16 protein-coding genes are annotated in these 17,964 nt (G+C 64.9%); 5 read left to right on the plus strand and 11 right to left on the minus strand.

All coding sequences use genetic code 11. The features are described 5' to 3' along the window. Position 1: 1 nt before the first annotated feature. Positions 2-1,684 carry a hydantoinase B/oxoprolinase family protein gene (locus tag NKJ88_RS03180; protein WP_023806232.1) on the plus strand — a complete coding sequence of 561 codons (1,683 nt, stop codon included), beginning with the start codon at positions 2-4 and terminating at the stop codon, positions 1,682-1,684. A 22-nt stretch (positions 1,685-1,706) separates the two neighbouring features. On the opposite strand, the gene NKJ88_RS03185 is transcribed toward NKJ88_RS03180, so the two are convergent. Then, positions 1,707-2,597, minus strand: coding sequence for an SGNH/GDSL hydrolase family protein (locus NKJ88_RS03185; protein WP_023736891.1), 891 nt, complete (start codon positions 2,595-2,597; stop codon positions 1,707-1,709). Between the two features lie 254 nt (positions 2,598-2,851). Between NKJ88_RS03185 and NKJ88_RS03190 the strand changes: the two genes are divergently transcribed. Then, positions 2,852-3,622: an ABC transporter substrate-binding protein gene (locus NKJ88_RS03190; protein ID WP_023671296.1), complete on the plus strand. Its 771-nt coding sequence runs from the start codon at positions 2,852-2,854 to the stop codon at positions 3,620-3,622. A gap of 70 nt (positions 3,623-3,692) precedes the next feature. Then, a complete protein-coding gene (locus NKJ88_RS03195; protein ID WP_023736892.1) occupies positions 3,693-4,808 on the plus strand; it encodes an aminomethyl transferase family protein in 1,116 nt (371 codons plus the stop codon). Between the two features lies 1 nt (position 4,809). Here the strand turns inward: NKJ88_RS03195 and NKJ88_RS03200 are convergent, their stop codons facing one another. From NKJ88_RS03200 to NKJ88_RS03225, 6 genes are read right to left on the minus strand one after another with little or no spacing between them, the layout of a single operon-like run. Then, a complete protein-coding gene (locus tag NKJ88_RS03200) occupies positions 4,810-5,271 on the minus strand; it encodes a MarR family winged helix-turn-helix transcriptional regulator (RefSeq protein WP_023736893.1) in 462 nt (153 codons plus the stop codon). After that, positions 5,268-5,852 carry an amino acid synthesis family protein gene (locus NKJ88_RS03205; RefSeq protein ID WP_023806235.1) on the minus strand — a complete coding sequence of 195 codons (585 nt, stop codon included), beginning with the start codon at positions 5,850-5,852 and terminating at the stop codon, positions 5,268-5,270. Before NKJ88_RS03205 ends, NKJ88_RS03200 begins: the two co-directional genes overlap by 4 nt. After that, entirely contained in the window at positions 5,845-6,729 is an 885-nt protein-coding gene (locus NKJ88_RS03210) for a UPF0280 family protein (protein ID WP_023815982.1), read from the minus strand. Before NKJ88_RS03210 ends, NKJ88_RS03205 begins: the two co-directional genes overlap by 8 nt. Next, complete coding sequence (locus NKJ88_RS03215; protein WP_023703689.1) at positions 6,729-8,270, minus strand: hypothetical protein; 1,542 nt, start codon at positions 8,268-8,270, stop codon at positions 6,729-6,731. The genes NKJ88_RS03210 and NKJ88_RS03215 overlap by 1 nt, the downstream gene beginning before the upstream one ends. Then, complete coding sequence (locus NKJ88_RS03220; RefSeq protein ID WP_031199355.1) at positions 8,267-11,230, minus strand: molybdopterin-dependent oxidoreductase; 2,964 nt, start codon at positions 11,228-11,230, stop codon at positions 8,267-8,269. Before NKJ88_RS03220 ends, NKJ88_RS03215 begins: the two co-directional genes overlap by 4 nt. An 11-nt stretch (positions 11,231-11,241) precedes the next feature. Beyond that, positions 11,242-12,105, minus strand: coding sequence for an FAD binding domain-containing protein (locus NKJ88_RS03225; protein WP_352443559.1), 864 nt, complete (start codon positions 12,103-12,105; stop codon positions 11,242-11,244). A gap of 384 nt (positions 12,106-12,489) precedes the next feature. Between NKJ88_RS03225 and pncA the strand changes: the two genes are divergently transcribed. Further along, positions 12,490-13,104, plus strand: a complete 615-nt coding sequence (pncA, locus tag NKJ88_RS03230) for a bifunctional nicotinamidase/pyrazinamidase (protein ID WP_023683560.1) — start codon at positions 12,490-12,492, stop codon at positions 13,102-13,104. An 85-nt stretch (positions 13,105-13,189) separates the two neighbouring features. Continuing rightward, the gene (locus tag NKJ88_RS03235; RefSeq protein WP_352443560.1) at positions 13,190-14,557 is read left to right on the plus strand and encodes a sodium:proton antiporter; all 1,368 of its coding nucleotides are present in this window, start codon (positions 13,190-13,192) and stop codon (positions 14,555-14,557) included. Here the strand turns inward: NKJ88_RS03235 and NKJ88_RS03240 are convergent, their stop codons facing one another. From NKJ88_RS03240 to NKJ88_RS03255, 4 genes are read right to left on the minus strand one after another with little or no spacing between them, the layout of a single operon-like run. After that, positions 14,558-15,325, minus strand: a complete 768-nt coding sequence (locus NKJ88_RS03240; protein WP_352443561.1) for an ABC transporter ATP-binding protein — start codon at positions 15,323-15,325, stop codon at positions 14,558-14,560. It abuts the gene before it with no gap. Continuing rightward, positions 15,322-16,047, minus strand: a complete 726-nt coding sequence (locus NKJ88_RS03245) for an ABC transporter ATP-binding protein (protein ID WP_023693111.1) — start codon at positions 16,045-16,047, stop codon at positions 15,322-15,324. The genes NKJ88_RS03240 and NKJ88_RS03245 overlap by 4 nt, the downstream gene beginning before the upstream one ends. Further along, positions 16,044-17,006 (minus strand): branched-chain amino acid ABC transporter permease, encoded by a 963-nt coding sequence (locus NKJ88_RS03250; RefSeq protein ID WP_352443562.1) that lies wholly within the window; start codon positions 17,004-17,006, stop codon positions 16,044-16,046. Before NKJ88_RS03250 ends, NKJ88_RS03245 begins: the two co-directional genes overlap by 4 nt. After that, positions 17,003-17,884: a branched-chain amino acid ABC transporter permease gene (locus tag NKJ88_RS03255; RefSeq protein ID WP_352443563.1), complete on the minus strand. Its 882-nt coding sequence runs from the start codon at positions 17,882-17,884 to the stop codon at positions 17,003-17,005. The genes NKJ88_RS03250 and NKJ88_RS03255 overlap by 4 nt, the downstream gene beginning before the upstream one ends. Positions 17,885-17,964: the final 80 nt, after the last annotated feature.

Below are 17,964 nucleotides of genomic sequence, written 5' to 3' on the forward strand. Positions count from 1 at the left end.
GATGCAAAAGCTCGACGCCATCACGCTTTCGGTCCTGCAGGCAGCCTTGCAGCAGGTCTGCGACGAGATGGATCTTACTTTCTCCCGCGCTGCCTTCTCGCCTGTCATCGCCGAAGCAAATGACCGCTCCGACGGCATCTACTCCGCCGTCGACGGCTCGTTGATCGCACAAGGCAGCCAGGGCCTGCCGGTGTTCGTCGGCGTCATGCAGTATTCGACCAGGACTGTGATCGAGATGATCGCCAACGGCCGCTGCCTGCCGCCTGAGCCGGGCGACATCTATATCGTCAACGATCCTTATCTCGGCGGCACACATCTCATGGACGTGCGCTTCGCCATGCCGGCCTACCGCGACGGCAAGATATTTTGCTGGCTATCGAATACCGGCCACTGGCCCGATATCGGTGGCTCGGTGCCGGGCGGCTTCTCCGCCTCCGCCACAGCCGTCGAGCAGGAAGGCCTGCGGCTGCCGCCGGTCAAGCTGTTCAAGAAGGGCGTGCTCGACACCGAAATCTACGCCATCATCTGCTCCAACATCCGCGTCGCCGACCAGCGCATCGGCGATATAAGAGCGCAGGCCGCAGCACTGCTGATCGGTCAGGACCGGCTCAATGGAATCCTCGATCGTTACGGCGACGAAACTGTTGTCGGGGCGATCGCCGAACTGCGTCGCCGCGCCGCCGAGCAGATGCGCGCCAACATCTCCGCCATTCCCGACGGCACATACAGTTCGAAGGCCTTTGTCGACTCGGACGGTGTGGTCAACGAACCGCTGACCATCGCGCTCGCGGTCGAGAAGCAGGGCGACACGCTGACCTTCGATTTTACCGGCTCGTCAAAACCATGCGCGGGGCCGATGAACAGCGTGCTGGCGACGACATTGTCGTCGGTCTATCTCGCCATGCGCCATATTTTCCCTGATGTGCCGATCAGCGCCGGCGCTTTCGAGCCCCTGATCGTCAAGCGGCCGGAAGGCACGTTCCTCGACGCCAAATACCCGCGTCCCGTCTCCGGCTGTGCGGCTGAAGTCTCGCAGCGCATCGCCGAGGCGGTGTTCGCGGCGATGGTGCAGGCGCTGCCGGAAAAGGTAACGGCCGCGCCCGCCGGCTCCAGCGGCAATTTCGCGCTGGGCGGCAACGATCCGGCGCGCGGCCGCGACTATGTGATGTATCAGATCTCCGGCGGCGGCTATGGCGGCAATTCCGGCCATGACGGCCTGACCAATGGCTGCTCGACCATCGGCATTTCCAAATCACCGCCGGTCGAGATCATGGAGCAGGCGTTTCCTGTGCTCTACCGCCACTATGCCTTGCGCGAAGGCTCGGGCGGCGCCGGCAAGCAGCGCGGCGGCTTCGGCCTCGCCTATGAGGTCGAGATCTTGCGAGGCGAAGCGCGCGCGTCCTTCGTCATGGACCATGGCCGTTTCGGCCCGCAAGGCGCGCTCGGCGGCAAGGACGGCGCGGTGAACACGGTGACCGTGTTCCGCGACGGCGAGGCACATGTGCCGCCGCATCTATCCAAGGAGCAGGACATCGCGCTCAAGGCCGGCGACCGCGTGCGCGTCGGCACACCGGGCGGTGGCGGCTATGGCGATCCGCGTGAGCGCGACCCGAAACTGGTCGCCGAAGACATCAGGCTTGGTTACTACACCGATGAACAAGCCAAAGAGCTGTTCGGAACCTGACAGCCGACAGGCCCGAGCCGCGTCAGCTCTGCAGCTTGGCCTTCAGCGCATCGGCGAATTTCTGCGCGATCTTCTTGAAGCCGGCGGGATCGGGATGCAGTTCGTTGGCCCAGTCGGCCACCTTCAACGTTCCCTGCGTGTCGACCAGATGGAAATTGTTGTTGGGATCGTCAGCCAGGCGCTTCACCACATCGCGGAACGCCGCCAGCGCGTCGTGAACGATGACCGTGCCCTTGGCGACCGTCCAGTTGCAGAAATCGAGCGACGGTTTCAGCCACGGGCCGACACAGGACGGATGCGCTCCGTTCGGGATCGGAAAATCATAGCAATGGCCAAAGATCGGCACGCCTGGCGCGACGCGGTCGCGCAGCGCGAACAAATCGAGATAGCAGGCCTCGACCATGCCGAGCGCCTTGGTGAAGCGGTTCTTGTTCAGCCCGGGGGCGTGGCCGTCATTGAAGTCGAGGAAGATGCAGAACTGGTCGCCGGCAATGTCGTTGCCACCGGCAGAGAACAGGATGGCATCGGGCTTGCCGTCCAGCCAGTTGGCCTTGTTGCGCAGGGCGGCGATCATGCGCTGCTGCTTGGGCAGCGACATCTCGTCGGTCGCCGCATCGCCATGATGGGCAAGGTTGAGGATGGTCGGCGGCATCGAGCCGATGCGTCGCAGCTGCGCGATCACGTCGGTGTCGACGAACGGAAAGCCGTTACCGGTGAGCGGATAGTCGAACCAGGAATCGCCCTGCGCCAGCATCACCAGCGGCCGGTTGGCGACGGCCGCCTCGAGATTGCCGGCGCTTTCCCTTGCGGTTTCGAGCCGCTCGATGTTGGCTTGGTGAACCCTGATGCGCTTGGCGATGTCGTCGTCGATGCGCCGTTGCGCGGCTTCCTGCACGAATTCCTGCTGGTCCATCCCCAGGTCCCTCCCATGACCGCCTATGTCCGGCTGAGCATGCGCCGATGTCCATGATCGGTCTGTAATTTAGATCACAGTAAGATTCCTGGGGAAGGACGGCTTGCCGCGCCGTGATCGCCGCAGAGCATGTCGTTTCCGTCTCCGTGGAGTCTGCAAAAGACCATAGACTTCTATCCTTGTTTTCGCGCAATTCCGGACGGGAAACCGCCAACACCTTCCCTGGAATTGCTTAGTCAACGGAGATCAGGAACATGCGTCTTTTCGGTCGTTTCGTGCTTGCCGCTTCCGCCGCCCTGCTGCTTGGGACCGGTGCTGCCTCCGCCGAGAAACTCAGGATCGGGACCGAGGGCGCCTATCCGCCCTTCAACTATGCCAATTCGGACGGCACGCTGGGCGGCTTCGACATCGACCTCGGCAAGGCGCTGTGTGCCGAGATGAAGGCCGAGTGCGAATTCTCCGTACAGGATTTCGATGGTTCCATTCCGGCGCTGCAGGCCGGCAAGTTCGACGCCATCATCAACATCACCATCACGCCGGAACGGGCCGAGAAGGTCGAGTTCACCCACAAATATTACCAGACGCCGCCGGCCATCGCCGTGCCGAAGGATTCGACCATCGCCGGCACATCGCCGGACGATCTGAAGGGCAAGGTGCTGGGCGTGCAGAGCGCAACCATCCACCAGAATTTCGCCGAGCAGAAATACTCCGGCTCGACCGTGAAAGCCTATCCGACGGGCGACGACGCCCGCACCGACATGGCCAATGGCCGGCTCGACGCGATGATGGACGGCTCGATCATCCTGACCGAATGGCTGAAGAAGCCCGATGGCGCCTGCTGCAAATTGCTCGGCACGCTGACCGCCGATCCGGCCATTCACGGCCCCGGCGTCGGCATCGCCCTGCAAAAGGGCAACAAGGAACTTGCCGACAAGTTCAATGCCGCAATCGAGGCGCTGCGCGCCAACGGCAAGTACAAGGAAATCAACGACAAGTACTTCGCCTTCGACGTCTACGGGGGTTAATCCCTCAGCCAACCCGACCTCGGCAGCGCCACCCGGCGCTGCCGTTTTCATGAGATGACGGAGAAGTTTCTTGGTTGAGCGGCGCTCCCCTTTCTACACCAGCATCGTTGGCCTCGGCGCCACGATGGGCCGGGTCGGCGGCGACTTCGTCTCGGCCAAAACTTATTCCGGCATCGCCGACGAGCATCTGAACACGCGCAAGAATGTCGGCGTGCAGGATCTCAGCACCATGGGCAAGATGGACATCAAGGGGCCGGAAGCGGAGGCGCTGGTCAACCACGTTATCGTCAACGATGCGGCCGCGATGAGCCCCGGCCAGGTGCGCTATTCCACCGTCTGCCGCGACGATGGCGGCATCATGGACGACCTCACCGTGTTCCGGCTGGCGCCTGAGCATTTCATGCTGGTGACCGGCTCGGTCAACCGGCTGAAGATGCTGCCCTGGCTGCAGCATCATGCTGAAGCGCGAAAGGCCTATGTCACCGACATCACCGCGGCCGTCGCCTTCCCGACCATACAGGGGCCGCGCTCCCGCGAGCTGCTGAAAGCACTGGTTTCGGATGCCGATCTCGATGAGTTGAAACGCTGGGCGTTCACTTCAGGGCGCGTCGGCGAGACCAAAGTCCTGATCTCACGCACCGGGGTGACCGGCGAGCTCGGCTTCGAACTGTTCGTGCCGGCGGACGAGGCGACTTCCGTCTGGGACGCGCTGGTGCGGACCGGCGGCGATTTCGGCTTGAAGCCATACGGCGTGCTGGCCATGTTCACGCTCGGGCTGGAAAAGGCCTATCCGGCGCATGGCATCGACATGGACGAGAGCCGTACGCCCTTCCATGTCGGGCTCGATCGCTGGATCAAGTTCGACAAGGGCGAGTTCATCGGCCGCGAGGCATTGCTCAAAATTCGCGACAAGGGGCTCGACGAACGCTGGACCGGGCTGATTCTCGACGGTGACAAGCCGGCCGCGACGGATGCCAGGGTTTTCGCCGACGGCGAGGATGCCGGCGTCGTCACCTACAGCGATCACGGCTATTCCTTAGGCAAAGTTCTGGCGACGGCGCATTTGCGGCTGCCGTTCACCGCCATCGGGACCGAACTCAGCATCGACATTGACGGCAAGCCGACCCGCGCGGTGGTGGCGCCGATGCCATTCTTCGATCCTGAAGGCGCTCGGCTGCGGGCCTAAATCAGGCTAACTTCGCTAGCAGCCGCATAAACGTGGCCGCTTCCTTGACCGTCAGCGGCGCCAGTGTCTCCTGGGTGATGGCGCGGGCCAACGGGATCAGCCGTTCGATCGCCTCGCGTCCCTCTGGCGTGAGGTTGACCAGCAGCCGCCTCTTGTCGACCTCGTGTTTGGTCAGATCGACCAGGCCACGCGCCTTCAGCCGGTCGATGACGCCCTTGACCGTCGCCGCATCCATGGCGATCAGCGTGCCCAACTGGTTCTGCGAGGTCTCGCCGACATCGTGCAGCTTGGCAAGTGCAGCGAATTGCGGCGGCGTCAGGTCGCTGATCTGGGCGGCAAAGATCGAGACATGGCGCTGATGCGCCTTGCGCAGGATGAAGCCGACCTGCTCCTGCAGGCGGTAGTCATGTTCGTCGGGCTCTTCGGCCTCGACGAGCTTGAGAAGATTGTCCCCGCCGCTCATCGCAAGCCGTCCCAGGCCTTGATGTCGCCGACCGCCAGGCCGCCCATGCGGTCGTGCACGCGGGGGCCGCAGCTCATGGCGAGGCAGAACAGGATTTCGTCGGCGCGCGGCCCGTCGCTGAGACCGACCTCCATGGCGTCGAAATGGCTACGCACATAGGCGGCGTTGGTGTGGCCGAGCGGCACGTCGAGCCGCGAGCCGAAGGCGCCGACCTTGGTTGCCGACGGCACGATCGCCTTGGCGTCGCCCAGCCGCTCGCGCATGGCGTAACCGCCGGGCACATGCCACAGCGCGCCGTGCTCCAGCTCCCCCGACGAGCCGACAATGGTGCCCTTGCCGTAGGCGTCGATCTGCTTGATGTCGCCGCCCAATGCGGCAATGAGCTTGTCGGTGAGCAGCAGGCCAAGCGGCTTCAGATCGTCCATGGCGCTCTGCAGTTCTTCGACGTAGCGGCCGGCGAACGGGTTCTTCACCAGCGCCACGGCCGCCGCGCGGCGGCGCGGCGCAGCTGCGACCGGGCCGCCATCGTGAAAAATCTCTTCGGTCAGAACCGCAATCTTGCGGATCGGAAACTCAGGCATGGGCAACTTCCTTCCCTGGATTTTTGTTGGGCGCGGCAAGCGCCATGGAACCACTGATGCGGGCTTCCCCACCTAGAAACAGCGCCGATGCGGCAATCAGGCCGCGCCGGCGAAAATCTTCGGCGACGGCAAGGCCATTGTCCAGCGCCCGCTCCACATCGCCACGCGCGAGCATGCCGACGGCTTGTGTCACCAGCCGCGCGCCGAGATCGCTGTCGGGCACCAAGTCCTGCGCGGGAATGCGCTTGATGGCGGGATTGCCGGGCAGGTCGACGGCGTTGGCAATGAGTGTCGCGGCCGCATCGGCCTCGGCGCCGGTGTGCGCCAGCACGGTGACGGCGTCGGCAATGCCAAGCGAGAACGAACGGCCGCGCCAGCCGCTGGTGGCGACGCCGCGCACGCCGTCCGCCGAGCGAATGGTGAGGCGGTCGGCCATGCCGTTGCCGGTGCCGGCGATCGCCAGGTTCATCGACTGGCCCTTGCCGATATGGAGGGCGCTGTCGCCGCCATTGTTGACATAGGCCCGGTCGAGTCTGCGACCGGCAAGCAATGCCGAGAGCATTTCGTCGGCTACCGATCCGGCGACGGCGGCCATCGGCGTGATGAAGCATTCCGCCAAGGGCATGACGGCTGCTTCCATGCGCCGCGCCGTCGGGCCGGCGAAGGTGCGCGGCGCCAGGAAAAATGCCGGCAGCCGCAATTCGGGAAGCTCCTCGACCAACTCGATCAGGATCGTCTGGAAGCGCTCGATCGCCTGATCGTAGGCGGCACGACACTCAGCCGCCTCACCAAAGGCTTCGACGATCAGGTCGATCGGCCCGTGGTTGAGGTGCAGCCGCTTACCGTCCTGCAGCCAGTGGACTTGCGGGCCTTGCATCAGGTGGCCCCGTTCGAGCCGACGCGGCGCAATTGCGCGAGCGGCGGCCATGGGTTTTGAGCCTCGGCGGCTGAGCCGCGACGCGGGTTGAGATACTCGCCGCCTTTGGCAACGATATCCTCGACGCTTCGTATCTCGGCCTCGTAGCCGCCCAGCCGGACATAGTCGTCGCGACGCAGCGTGAATTCGATCGGCGCCACCAGTGCCGGGGTCGGGACATAACCGAACGCGCCTTCCGGCACGCGCATGACGTCGACCATCAGCGTGATGCCGCCGCCCGGCCAGACATAGACCGGCGCGCCGCCAACGGTAACATAGGTCTTCAAGCCCTGCACCGAGCGGGTGAGATTGACCGGGTTTTCGGTGACGCCGGCGCGCAGCGAACCGCCGGCGCCGCCGATGAACAGCACGGTGCAGAGCGCCGGCTCGCAATTGTCCTCGATCAGGCCGACCGATTTCTGCAGCCGCTCGGGGAACGGTTTTTCAACCGGCTTCAACTCGTCGTCGAGTTCGTAATAGGCGAACTGCTCGCCGGTGGTCGACACCATCAGCAGCGACAGGCCGGGGCGGGCGCCCTTCTTGGCGTTCCATCCGCCGAGGATCGACAGCGGGTCGGAAATCGAGGTGCCGCCCCAGCCAAGGCCGGGCTCGGAGACCTTGAAATAGCGGCCCGGCGTCGAGCGGCGGCCGATGATCTTGATGCCGGTGTCCTGCCAGCCCAGCACCTTGCCGGCCTGATGCTCGGAGACAACGCCGGTGATATGGTCGTCGACCACCACCACCTCGTCGACTAGGCCGCGCCATTGCGTGGCGAACATGCCGATCGTGGCCGAGCCGCAGCCGACCCGCATACGGTGTTCCTGCTTGCCGTCGATGACAGGTGGTTTGCCGGCTTCGACGATGATGGTGGCGCCGCCATCGATGGTCAGTTCGACCGGCTTGCGATTGCACAGACTGAGCATCGCGTCACAGGTTGCCCGGCCTTCGGCCTTGGAGCCGCCGGTCAGATGATGCACGCCGCCCAGCGACAGCATCTGCGAGCCATACTCGCCTGTCGTGACGTGGCCGATCGGCTCGCCTTGCGCGCGCACGATTGCCGTTTCGGGACCGAGATGGCGGTCGGTGTCGATCTTCACCTTGACGCCGCAGTACGAAAAAATGCCTTCGGTGACCACGGTCACCAGATCGACGCCCTCGACCTCCTGGCTGACGATGAAGGGGGCCGGCTTGTAGTCGGGATAGGTGGTGCCGGCGCCGATCGCAGTGACGAAGCGGCGGCCGGTGTTGACCAGTTCGCCGTCCCATTGCTCGCCCTCGGCGGTGAAGGGCACGACCGCGGCGCCACTCTCTGCCGCATGGTCGAGGATGGTCAGCGGGTCCATACGCACGATGCGGCCACCGACATTGCCGTAGCGGTCGCAGGCGCCGGTGCGGCCATCGGCGATGTAGCACATCACCGGACAGGCATCGCAGCGGATCTTTTCCGCCACCAGCTTTTCGCCCGGATCGTGGGTTTCGAAGCGTTCGGCAAGCTCGCTCATCGGCGTGCCTCCTTGTCGCGGATGCCATCTTGTTCGCGGATGGCGGCGCGGATGCGCGTCGGCGTCGCCGGAACCTTGGTGATGAGAACGCCGGTGGCGTGGCGTATGGCGTTGAGGATGGCGGGTGCGGTCGGGATCAGCACATGCTCGCCCAGGCCCTTGGCGCCGAACGGTCCCTCCGGATCGGGAACCTCGATCAATATGTGCTCGATCTCAGGCACATCGCCGATGGTCGGGATGAGATAGTCGTGCAAATTCTCGGTGCGACCGGGGATGTATTCCTCCATCAGCGCCATGCCGATGCCTTGCGCGATGCCGCCTTCGATCTGGCCTTCGACCAGCAGCGGGTTGATAGCCTTGCCGACATCGTGCGCGGCGGTGATTTTCAAGAGCTTCACCGTGCCGAGCTTGAGGTCGACCTCGAGTTCGGCGATCTGCGCGCCATAGCCGTAGACGGCGTAAGGCTTGCCCTGGCCCTTGGCATCGAGCGGCAGCGTCGGCGGATCGTAGGTCTCCTCGGCGCGGAAGACGTAGCCGTCCGCATCGACATCCAGGGCGGGGAGATCGATGCGCCGAGTGGCTTCGCCCTCACGAATGACGATCGCCGGGCCGTCCAATTGCAGGGCCGCGTTCTCCGAGACATTGGCAAAGCGCAGGATCTTTTCGCGCAAGGCGCGGCCGGCTTTTTCGGCCGCCTTGCCGGTGACAAAAGTCTGGCGCGAGGCCGATGTTTTGCCGGCGTCCGGGCTGATCGCGGTGTCGGCGCTTCTCAGCTTGAATTTTTCCAGCGGCAGGCCAAGTGCGTCGGCGCAGATCTGGGCAATGACGGTGTTGGAGCCCTGGCCGATATCGACGGCGCCCTGATGCAGGATGACCTCCCCCTCTGGCGAGATACCGACCCTTATGGTCGACGGATTGGGCAGCGAGGTGTTGCCGCAGCCATACCAGCAGGACGCGATGCCGACGCCGCGCTTTTTGCTCGTATTGGCATTGTTGAATGTATCTGCGTCGGCCGTCGCGCGAGCCCAATGCGGCCGCAAGGAGTCGAGGCACTCGAATATGCCGACGCCCGACTCCAGTCGCTGTCCGGTAACCGTTTCGGATCCGTTCCGAAGGCAGTTCTTCAGCCGAAAATCGAGCCGGTCCATGCCAAGCTTGCCGGCGAGCTCATCATAGAGCGTCTCCTGCATGATCGTCGCCTGCGGCACGCCGAAGCCACGGAAGGCGCCGGAAATCGGCCCGTGGGTGTGGATGGCGCGGCCTTCGGCGCGGTAGTTCGGCGTCGCATAGGGACCGGAGGCATGCACCGGCACGCGGTTGGCGACGGTCGGGCCCCAGCTGGCATAGGCGCCGGTGTTGAAATCGCCTGTGAAGACCATGCCGGTGACATGGCCCTCGGCATCTACGCCGATGGTCGCCTTCATCTCGGCGGGATGTCGCTTGGTGGTCGACATCATCGATTCGGTGCGGGTGTAGGCAAGCGCCGCCGGCCGACCGGTCTTCAGCGCCACAAGGCCGATGAGCGGCTGCAGTGAAACGTCCAGTTTCGAGCCGAAGCCGCCGCCGGTCGCGGCCGGCACGATGCGCACCTTGTCGACGGCAAGACCGAGCACCTTCGCCGTTTCGTCGCGGTCCATATAGGGGGCCTGGGTGCAGGCGACGACGACCAGCGTGTCGTCGTCCATGTAGGCATGGCCGGCTTCCGGCTCGATGTAGGCGTGCTCGACATAGGAGGTGTCGATGGCACCGGACACTGTGAAGGCAGCCTCGCCAAGCGCCGCCTCGGGGTCGCCGCGCTCGACAAAGCCCTTGGTCAACAAATTGGCCGGGCGGTTCGCGTGGATGAGCGCCGCCCCTTCTGCCTCCGCGTCGCCGGGCTGCAGAAAATGCGGCAGCTCGGTCCAGCGGACCGGGAAATCCTGGAGGTCGAGATCGAGCATGGCCTCGCGCTCGCCGGCGACCAGCGCCACTGCCTCGCCGCGCAGCCGCGCAAAGCCTTCGGCCAGCGCCGGCTGGTCGGCAAACGGACCGATGACGCCGAAACAGTTTTTTCCCGGAATGTCGGCGGCGGTGAAGACGCCGACGATGCCGGGATGCGACTTCACCCAGCCCTCCAGGTCGCCGAAGGCGAAGCCGGCATGATAATGCGGCGAGCGGACCACCAGCACGGCCAGCGCATCGGCGGGAAAGGCATCGGCGCCGAATTTTTCAGCGCCGGTGACTTTTGGCACGCCGTCGAGCCGGACCGGGGAGGCGCCTACAGCATTCCCTGTGGTTGGCATTCTACGTTCAAAGTTGAATTCCAACGAATGACGTTGGCGCTGCCCCTCACCCTTACCCTCTCCCCGTGAAGAACGGGGAGCGGGGAGCGTCGGCGCTGGAGCACTTCCCTTCTCCCCGTCACTATACGGGGTGAAGGTGCCGGCAGGCGGATGAGGGGCAGCGCCGTCGGTCGACGTCTCGAACCGTCCCGCATCCATCACTGCCGCGATGATCTTTCTGTAGCCGGTGCAACGGCAGAGGATGCCGCCCAGCGCATCCTGCACCTCGGTCTCGGTCGGATTCGGCGTGCCATCCAGCAGCGCCGTTGCCGCGACCAGCAGCGCCGGCGTGCAGATGCCGCATTGCGCGGCGCCATGCGCCAGGAAAGACGCCTGCAGCGCCGAGAGAAGGCCATCGGCGAGGCCTTCGACGGTCGTTACGGACGTCCCGGCTGCGGAGGCCGCCGGCATCAGGCAGGCGCAGACGGCGTCGCCGTCGACCAGCACCGTGCAGGCGCCGCAATCGCCGGCATCGCAGCCGACCTTGGTGCCGGTCAGCTGCAATTCATCGCGCAACACCTGCGACAGCCGGCGCAACGGCGGCACATTGACCGAGACGGCGCCGCCATTGACCGCGAAGACGATGTCTACGCGCTCGGGGCCGAAACCCGGCACGAGATCAGGCAGGGCTTCAATCATCTCGGAGTGGCTCATGCCGCCACCATGCTGTTGTCGTTCGTCAGCCCGCAAGCCCCCAGCACGGCGCGGGCGACAAGCTCGCGCGCTGCGTCGAGCCGGTATTCGGCGCTGCCGCGCACGTCGGCAATCGGCGAGAGCTCGGCCATCGGCGCGGACAGGAGCGCATCGGCGAGTGCCGGGCCGACAGGCTTGCCCACCAGCACGGCTTCGACAGCGGCGAGCCGCCTGGCGACGGCCGAGCAGGACCCGACCGCGACAGCGGCTTCCATGACTATGCCACTCTCGGCAACGAGGCGCGCCGCCACCATGGCGATGGAGATGACGAGGTAGCGCCGCGCACCGAACTTGACGAAGGCCGACGTGCCGGCAGAGGCCCGCTTCGTGATGCGGATGCCGGTGACCAGTTCGCCCGGCAGCAAAGCGGTGCGGCGGTTGCCGAGAATGAACTCCTGCAGCGGCAGATGACGCGTCGCGGCTGCAGAGCGCAGCTCGACCTCGGCGTCCAGCACCAGCAGTCCCGGAACGCCATCGGCGGCAGGCGAAGCATTGCAGAGATTGCCGGCGATCGAGGCGACATTCTGGATCTGCAGGGAGCCCACTTCGCGCGCGGCGTGCTTCAGCGCATGGAAAGCCGCCGGCAATGGATGGCGGACAAGGTCGGTCCAGGTGGTGCGGGCGCCCAAAACCCAATGGGTTTCGGTCTCGGCAATGCCGCGCAGCGAGACCAGGCCGTTAATATCGAGAACATTGTCGCGGAACGGTTTGGCGCCCTGCGCCGGATAGAAATCGGTGCCGCCGGCAAGCACGCGCCAGGCGCCCTCGCCCAGCAGAGCGAGCGCCTCGTCGAGCGTGGCGGGTTTCGCGTAACGGATCACCCTTTGCCTTCCAAAAAAATAGGCCTTCCCATTGGGGCCTTCAAAGGTGGGGACTTCCCGAACCCCGCCAGTGTCTGATCAGGCCAAATTCATTCGTATGCAAATGATATCAAGCTGGCGGAAATTGTCAAAGCCGGAGTTTAAGGGAACCCGGCCGCCATGCATTTGTTACGTCCGCGCACGATCCCCAAAAATCGGAATCGATTTTCGGAAAGGATCCTGCGCAAGGTAAAGTGCTACAGCGTCCTTTGCGCGTCCGAAGGGGACGCGCGGCGCTGTAGGAGGTTGACGCAGGCGGCCATCCGGTCAAGTTTCTGCATCCGGTCGCGTCAGCGGCGTATTTCACTCGATCCCCCGTTCGAGACGTAGAAGAGGAGAGGCGCCATGGCCGACGAAGCGCTTGTTGTCATTGACCTGCAAAACGACTTCTGCCCCGGCGGCGCGCTGGCGGTTGCCGGCGGCGACGAAATCGTGCCGCTGGTCAACGATCTGATCCGGCATGCCGAGCATGTCGTGCTGACGCAGGACTGGCACCCGGCCGGACATTCGAGCTTTGCCTCCAGCCATCCGGGGGCGCAGCCCTTCAGCGCAATCGAGATGCCCTATGGGCCGCAGACGCTGTGGCCGGACCATTGCATCCAGGGCAGCCTCGGCTCGGATTTTCACTCGGGGCTCGCCTGGACCAAGGCCGAGCTGGTGATCCGCAAGGGATTTCGCCCTGATATCGACAGCTACTCCGCCTTCTTCGAGAACGACCACAAGACGCCGACGGGGCTCGCCGGCTACCTCAAGGAGCGCAGCATCGACAGTGTGACCCTGGTTGGCCTGGCGACCGACTTCTGCGTTGCCTTTTCGGCCCTCGACGCGGTCAAGCAAGGCTTCAAGACGACGGTGCGGCTCGACGCGTGCCGCGGCATCGATCTAAACGGTTCGGTCGAGGCGATGCTGAAGAGGATGCGCGATGCCGGGGTGAAGCTCGAAGACCCGATCTCGGAGTGACTGGATCGTGACGCATCGAGGGGGCTGCACACAGTTGGGGAAGGCTTTCGCGGCAGGTGTACTCGCTTCCGCTGTGTCTCCGCAAATGGCCTTCGCGGCCGAGGCCCGCGGCCTGCCCGATGCTGCCATGTCGCTGTGGTGGGCGCTGCCTTTCGCCGGCCTGCTGCTCTCGATCGCCACCGGACCGCTGCTGTTCCACCATGTCTGGGAGCATCATTACGGCAAGATCGCCGCCGGCTGGGCAGCGCTGGCGGTCATCCCGCTGATGGTTGCATTCGGCGTTCCGGTAGCCGGTGAAGCCGTGCTGCACACGCTGCTCACCGAATACATGTCCTTCATTATCCTGCTGTTCGCGCTCTACACCATTTCGGGCGGCATCCTTGTCGCCGGCAACATCCATGGCACGCCGCTGGTCAATGCCGGGCTGCTGCTCGTCGGGGCGATGCTGGCCTCGGTGATCGGCACCACCGGCGCCTCGATGATCCTGATCCGGCCGATGCTGCGCGCCAACGACAACCGGCAGTTCAACGCCCATGTCGTCATCTTCTTCATCTTCCTGGTGTCCAACATCGGCGGCTCGTTGACGCCCTTGGGCGACCCGCCATTGTTCGTCGGCTTCCTGCGCGGCGTCGACTTCTTCTGGACGTCGGCGAACCTCTGGCGCGAGACGCTGTTTACCGGCGGCCTGGTGCTGCTTGTCTTCCTGGCCATCGACATCATGCTGCATCGCCGTGAAGGGGGCGCGCCGAAGATCAAGGATCCGACGCCGGATACGAAGGTGCGCCTTCGCGGCCTGGCCAATCTGCCGTTGCTGGCCGGCGTCATTGCCGCGATCCTGCTTTCAGCTGCCTGGAAGCCGGGCGTGACTTTCTCCATCCTCGGCGTCGGCCTCGAACTGCAGAACCTGGTGCGCGATGCCATCATCCTGGCGCTCGCCGGGCTGTCGCTTGTCGTTTCCCTCAAGAGCCATCGCGAGGCCAACGGCTTCACTTGGGGCCCGATCGCGGAGGTGGCAAAACTGTTTGCCGGCATCTTCATCTGCATCGTGCCGGTCATTGCCATCCTTCGCGCCGGCCATGACGGCGCGCTGGCGCCGCTGGTGGCGCTGGTGACGTCACCCACCGGCCAGCCCAATGATCTCGCCTATTTCTGGCTGACCGGCGGGCTGTCGTCCTTCCTCGACAATGCGCCGACCTATCTGGTGTTTTTCGAACTCGCAGGCGGCGACGCGCGGCACCTGATGACGGAGGCGGCCTCGACGCTGGCCGCGATCTCGGCCGGCGCGGTGTTCATGGGCGCCAACACCTATATCGGCAATGCACCCAACTTCATGGTCTACGCCATTGCCCGACACCGCGGTGTGAAGATGCCGGGCTTCTTCGGCTACATGGCGTGGTCGGGCCTGGTGCTGATCCCGATCTTTTTGATCGCCGGGTCCCTGTTTTGCGGCTGATCAGCCGACGCCGACATAGCGCCTGACTGCCGATGGGTCGGCGCGCAATTGCTCGACATCGACGGTCTCGCGGTTGCGGCCGTTCTCGATGAAGCAGACGCGGTCGGCGACGGACAGCACGGCGTCGACGCGCTGTTCGACCAGAATGGTGGAGACACCTAGCTCACGCAGCTTCACCACCGTCTCGCGGATCTTGGCGATCATCGACGGCATCAGCCCCTCCGTCGGCTCGTCTAGCAACAGCACCTGCGGCTCAAGGCAAAGCGCACGGGCCATGGCCAGCATCTGCTGCTCGCCGCCGGACAAAGTGCCGGAGCGCTGGCGCAGCCGCTGGCGCAGCAGCGGGAAGAGATCGAGCACGCTCTCGCGCGTCGCTCTGCCCTTGCCGCGCGCCATCAGACCGATCTCGATGTTTTCCGCCACCGTCATCTCGGCGAACAGCCGCCTGCCTTGCGGTACATAGGCGACGCCGGCCTTGGGCACCTCATGCGCCGGCAGGCCGGTCAACTCCTTGCCGGCGAGCCGGATCGAGCCGGCGCTCGACGGAACCAGCCCCATGATTGCTTTCAGCGCCGTCGTCTTGCCGGCGCCGTTGCGACCGAACAGGCACAGCACCTCGCCCTTGTTGAGCACGAGATCAAGCTCGTAGAGCACCTGAACCTCGCCATAGAAGCAATCGAGCCTGGAGATGGTCAGCGCTTCAGTCTTGGGGGCCTCAGTCTTGGGGGCCTCAGTCTTGGGGGCCTCAGTCTTGGGGGCTTCGCTCATGGCGCCGTCCCCAGATAGGCTTCCTGCACCTGTGTGTTGGCGCGAACCTGTTCGGGCGTGCCTTCGGCCAGGATCCTGCCGGCGTTGAAGACCGTGATGCGGTCGGCCAGCTGCATGACGACCGGCATGTTGTGCTCGATCAGGAGCACGGTGGCGCTCTTGGCAATCTCGCGCACCAGTCCGATGAAATTGTCGATCTCGCTGTCGGCCAGCCCCTGCGTCGGCTCGTCGAGGATCAAAAGCCGCGGCTTAAGCGCCAGGCCCATCGCGACTTCCAGCAGGCGCTGGTGGCCGTAGGAAAGCTGGCCGGCCGGCATATGGGCGCGGCCGGCAAGTCCGGTGCGTTCCAGCGCGGCCATGACGCCGGTGCGCACCGCACCTTTCGAGCGGCCATCGGTCAGCGTGCGCTGCACCGGCAACGCGACATTATCGTAGGCAGAGAGGTTGGCGAAGACGCTGGTGATCTGGAAGGTGTAGGCGATGCCCCGGCGCACCCTGAGATAGGCCGGCTGGCTGGTGATGTCGGCGCCGTCGAAGACGATCATGCCGGACGATGGCTGAATGCGGCCGCTGACCAGGCTGACGAAGGTGGTTTTGCCGGCGCCATTGGGGCCGATGACGGCGCGGATCTCGCCCGGCATCAGCTGAAAATCGACACCGTCGACGGCGCGCAGGCCGCCGAAACTGCGCGCCAGGCCTTTGGTGGTCAGCAACGGCATCATGGGAGCCACCCGAGCCAGCGCTGGCGGATGGTGCCCAGAATGCCTTTGGGGAAAAACAGCACCAGCAGGATGAGCGCAATACCGACGATCAGGAGATAGGCGGAGGTGTAGCCGCTGGCGGTGTCGATGACATAGTACATGAACACCGTGCCGAGCAGCGCGCCCAGCGTCGTGGCGGCGCCGCCGAGCAGCACCCAGAGCAGCGGCAGGATGGAATACTGCACCGAGGCAAAGCTCGAGCCGACATAGCCGAACAGCAGCGCATAGGCCGCACCCGAGGCGGCGCAGATGGTGCCGGAGACGACGACGGCGATCAGCTTGTTGGAGAAGGTGTCGTAGCCCAGCATTTTCGTGCGCTCCTCGTTCTCGCGCACCGCGACCAGCACGCGGCCATAGCGGGAGCGGACGATGGCGAGGGTGATCAGCAGCACGACCGAGAACAGCGCCAGCGCGCTCATGTAGCGCACGGTCGGGTTGGTGAGGTCGAGCGATGTCGAGCCGAAGGCCAGAACCCGCGCCGGCTGCGGCACGACCAGACCCTGGTCGCCGCCGGTCCAGGCGGCGAAATAGAGGATGACGAGGTAAAACACCTGCGCGAACATCATGGTGACGATCATGAAGGCGACGCCGGTGGTGCGCAGCGCCAGCAGGCCGATCACCAGTGCCAGCAGCGCGCCGCAGGCGATGCCGGCGAGGAAAGCCAAAGGCACGCTCCAGCCGAGATGGATGACCGCGAGACCAGCGCCATAGAGCCCGGCGGCGAAGAACATGGCGTGGCCGAGGCTGAGCAGGCCGACATAGCCGAACAGCATGTTGTAGCCCATGGCGAACACCGCCAGCACCATGATGCGGGCCAGCAGGCCATGATGGTAGTCGGGCAGGACGAAGCTCAGCGCAAACAGCAGCGCGATGACGCCGAGATGCAATGCATAGGCTTTTGCCGGCGAAGCTTCGCTCATCGCGACGCCTGCCCGAACAGGCCCTGCGGCCGGAATACCAGCACCATGGCCACCAGCAGCGTGGCGATGATCTTGGCCAAAGTCGGCGAAAAGAACACCGAGATGATGCCGTCGGACAGGCCGATCAGCACGGCGGCGACGACGGTGCCGCGCAGCGAGCCGAGGCCGCCGATGATGACGACGATGAAGGACAACAGCAGCGGGTCCTGCCCCATCAGGTAGTGCGCCTGACTGATCGGCACGATCAGCACGGCGGCGATGGCCGCCAGCATGGCGCCGAGCGCGAAGACGCCGGCATAGACGCGGGCGACCGGAATGCCGAAGGCCTGCGCCGTCTCGCTGTCATATTGGGTGGCGCGCATGATGAGGCCGATCTTGGTGCGCGTCAGCACCAGCCAGGTGGCGATGAGCAGAAGGGCCGAAGCGGCAATGATCGACAGCTTGTAGCCGGAATAGCCGAACCAGGGCAAAAGGATGCGGTAGCTGAAGGGCGGCTCCACCGGGCGGGCTTCCGGGCCATAGAAGCTCAACGCCAGCTGCTGGATGATGTAGAGCATGCCGATCGTGGCGACGATGGTGGCTTCCGGATTGTAATTGAGCCGCCGCAGCACAAGCCGCTCGGCTACCAGCGCAATGGCGCCGACAATCAGCGGCGCAATCACCAGCGCCGCCAGGAAGCCGAGCGTGGGATGGCCGGGTATCGCCGTCGAGATCGCCCAGGCCAGCACCGCGCCCAGCATGAAGAACTCGCCATGGGCGACGTTGACGACGCGCATGACGCCGAACACCAGCGACAGCCCAAGCGCCGTCAGCGCCAGCACGGCTGAGGTGACAAGGCCTTCGAGGGCGGCGAGGAGGAGATGGGGTCCGAAATGCATTCAGGGCGCCCTTACCCTCCCCTTGTGGGGAGGGTGACCGCGCAGCGGTCGGGTGGGGGTTGGGCACGGGCCGTCGCGAC

The organism is Mesorhizobium sp. M0016 (assembly GCF_040324035.1).
In the GTDB taxonomy this organism is placed as follows: Bacteria; Pseudomonadota; Alphaproteobacteria; order Rhizobiales; family Rhizobiaceae; genus Mesorhizobium.

Bases quoted from the DNA above. Each gene is read 5' to 3' on its own strand.
- NKJ88_RS03180 (WP_023806232.1), top strand. From the start codon at position 2: ATGCAAAAGCTCGACGCCATCACGCTTTCGGTCCTGCAGGCAGCCTTG.
- NKJ88_RS03185 (WP_023736891.1), bottom strand. From the start codon at position 2,597: ATGGACCAGCAGGAATTCGTGCAGGAAGCCGCGCAACGGCGCATCGAC.
- NKJ88_RS03190 (WP_023671296.1), top strand. From the start codon at position 2,852: ATGCGTCTTTTCGGTCGTTTCGTGCTTGCCGCTTCCGCCGCCCTGCTG.
- NKJ88_RS03200 (WP_023736893.1), bottom strand. From the start codon at position 5,271: ATGAGCGGCGGGGACAATCTTCTCAAGCTCGTCGAGGCCGAAGAGCCC.
- NKJ88_RS03205 (WP_023806235.1), bottom strand. From the start codon at position 5,852: ATGCCTGAGTTTCCGATCCGCAAGATTGCGGTTCTGACCGAAGAGATT.
- NKJ88_RS03210 (WP_023815982.1), bottom strand. From the start codon at position 6,729: ATGCAAGGCCCGCAAGTCCACTGGCTGCAGGACGGTAAGCGGCTGCAC.
- NKJ88_RS03215 (WP_023703689.1), bottom strand. From the start codon at position 8,270: ATGAGCGAGCTTGCCGAACGCTTCGAAACCCACGATCCGGGCGAAAAG.
- NKJ88_RS03220 (WP_031199355.1), bottom strand. From the start codon at position 11,230: ATGATTGAAGCCCTGCCTGATCTCGTGCCGGGTTTCGGCCCCGAGCGC.
- pncA (WP_023683560.1), top strand. From the start codon at position 12,490: ATGGCCGACGAAGCGCTTGTTGTCATTGACCTGCAAAACGACTTCTGC.
- NKJ88_RS03235 (WP_352443560.1), top strand. From the start codon at position 13,190: ATGGCCTTCGCGGCCGAGGCCCGCGGCCTGCCCGATGCTGCCATGTCG.
- NKJ88_RS03240 (WP_352443561.1), bottom strand. From the start codon at position 15,325: ATGAGCGAAGCCCCCAAGACTGAGGCCCCCAAGACTGAGGCCCCCAAG.
- NKJ88_RS03245 (WP_023693111.1), bottom strand. From the start codon at position 16,047: ATGATGCCGTTGCTGACCACCAAAGGCCTGGCGCGCAGTTTCGGCGGC.
- NKJ88_RS03250 (WP_352443562.1), bottom strand. From the start codon at position 17,006: ATGAGCGAAGCTTCGCCGGCAAAAGCCTATGCATTGCATCTCGGCGTC.
- NKJ88_RS03255 (WP_352443563.1), bottom strand. From the start codon at position 17,884: ATGCATTTCGGACCCCATCTCCTCCTCGCCGCCCTCGAAGGCCTTGTC.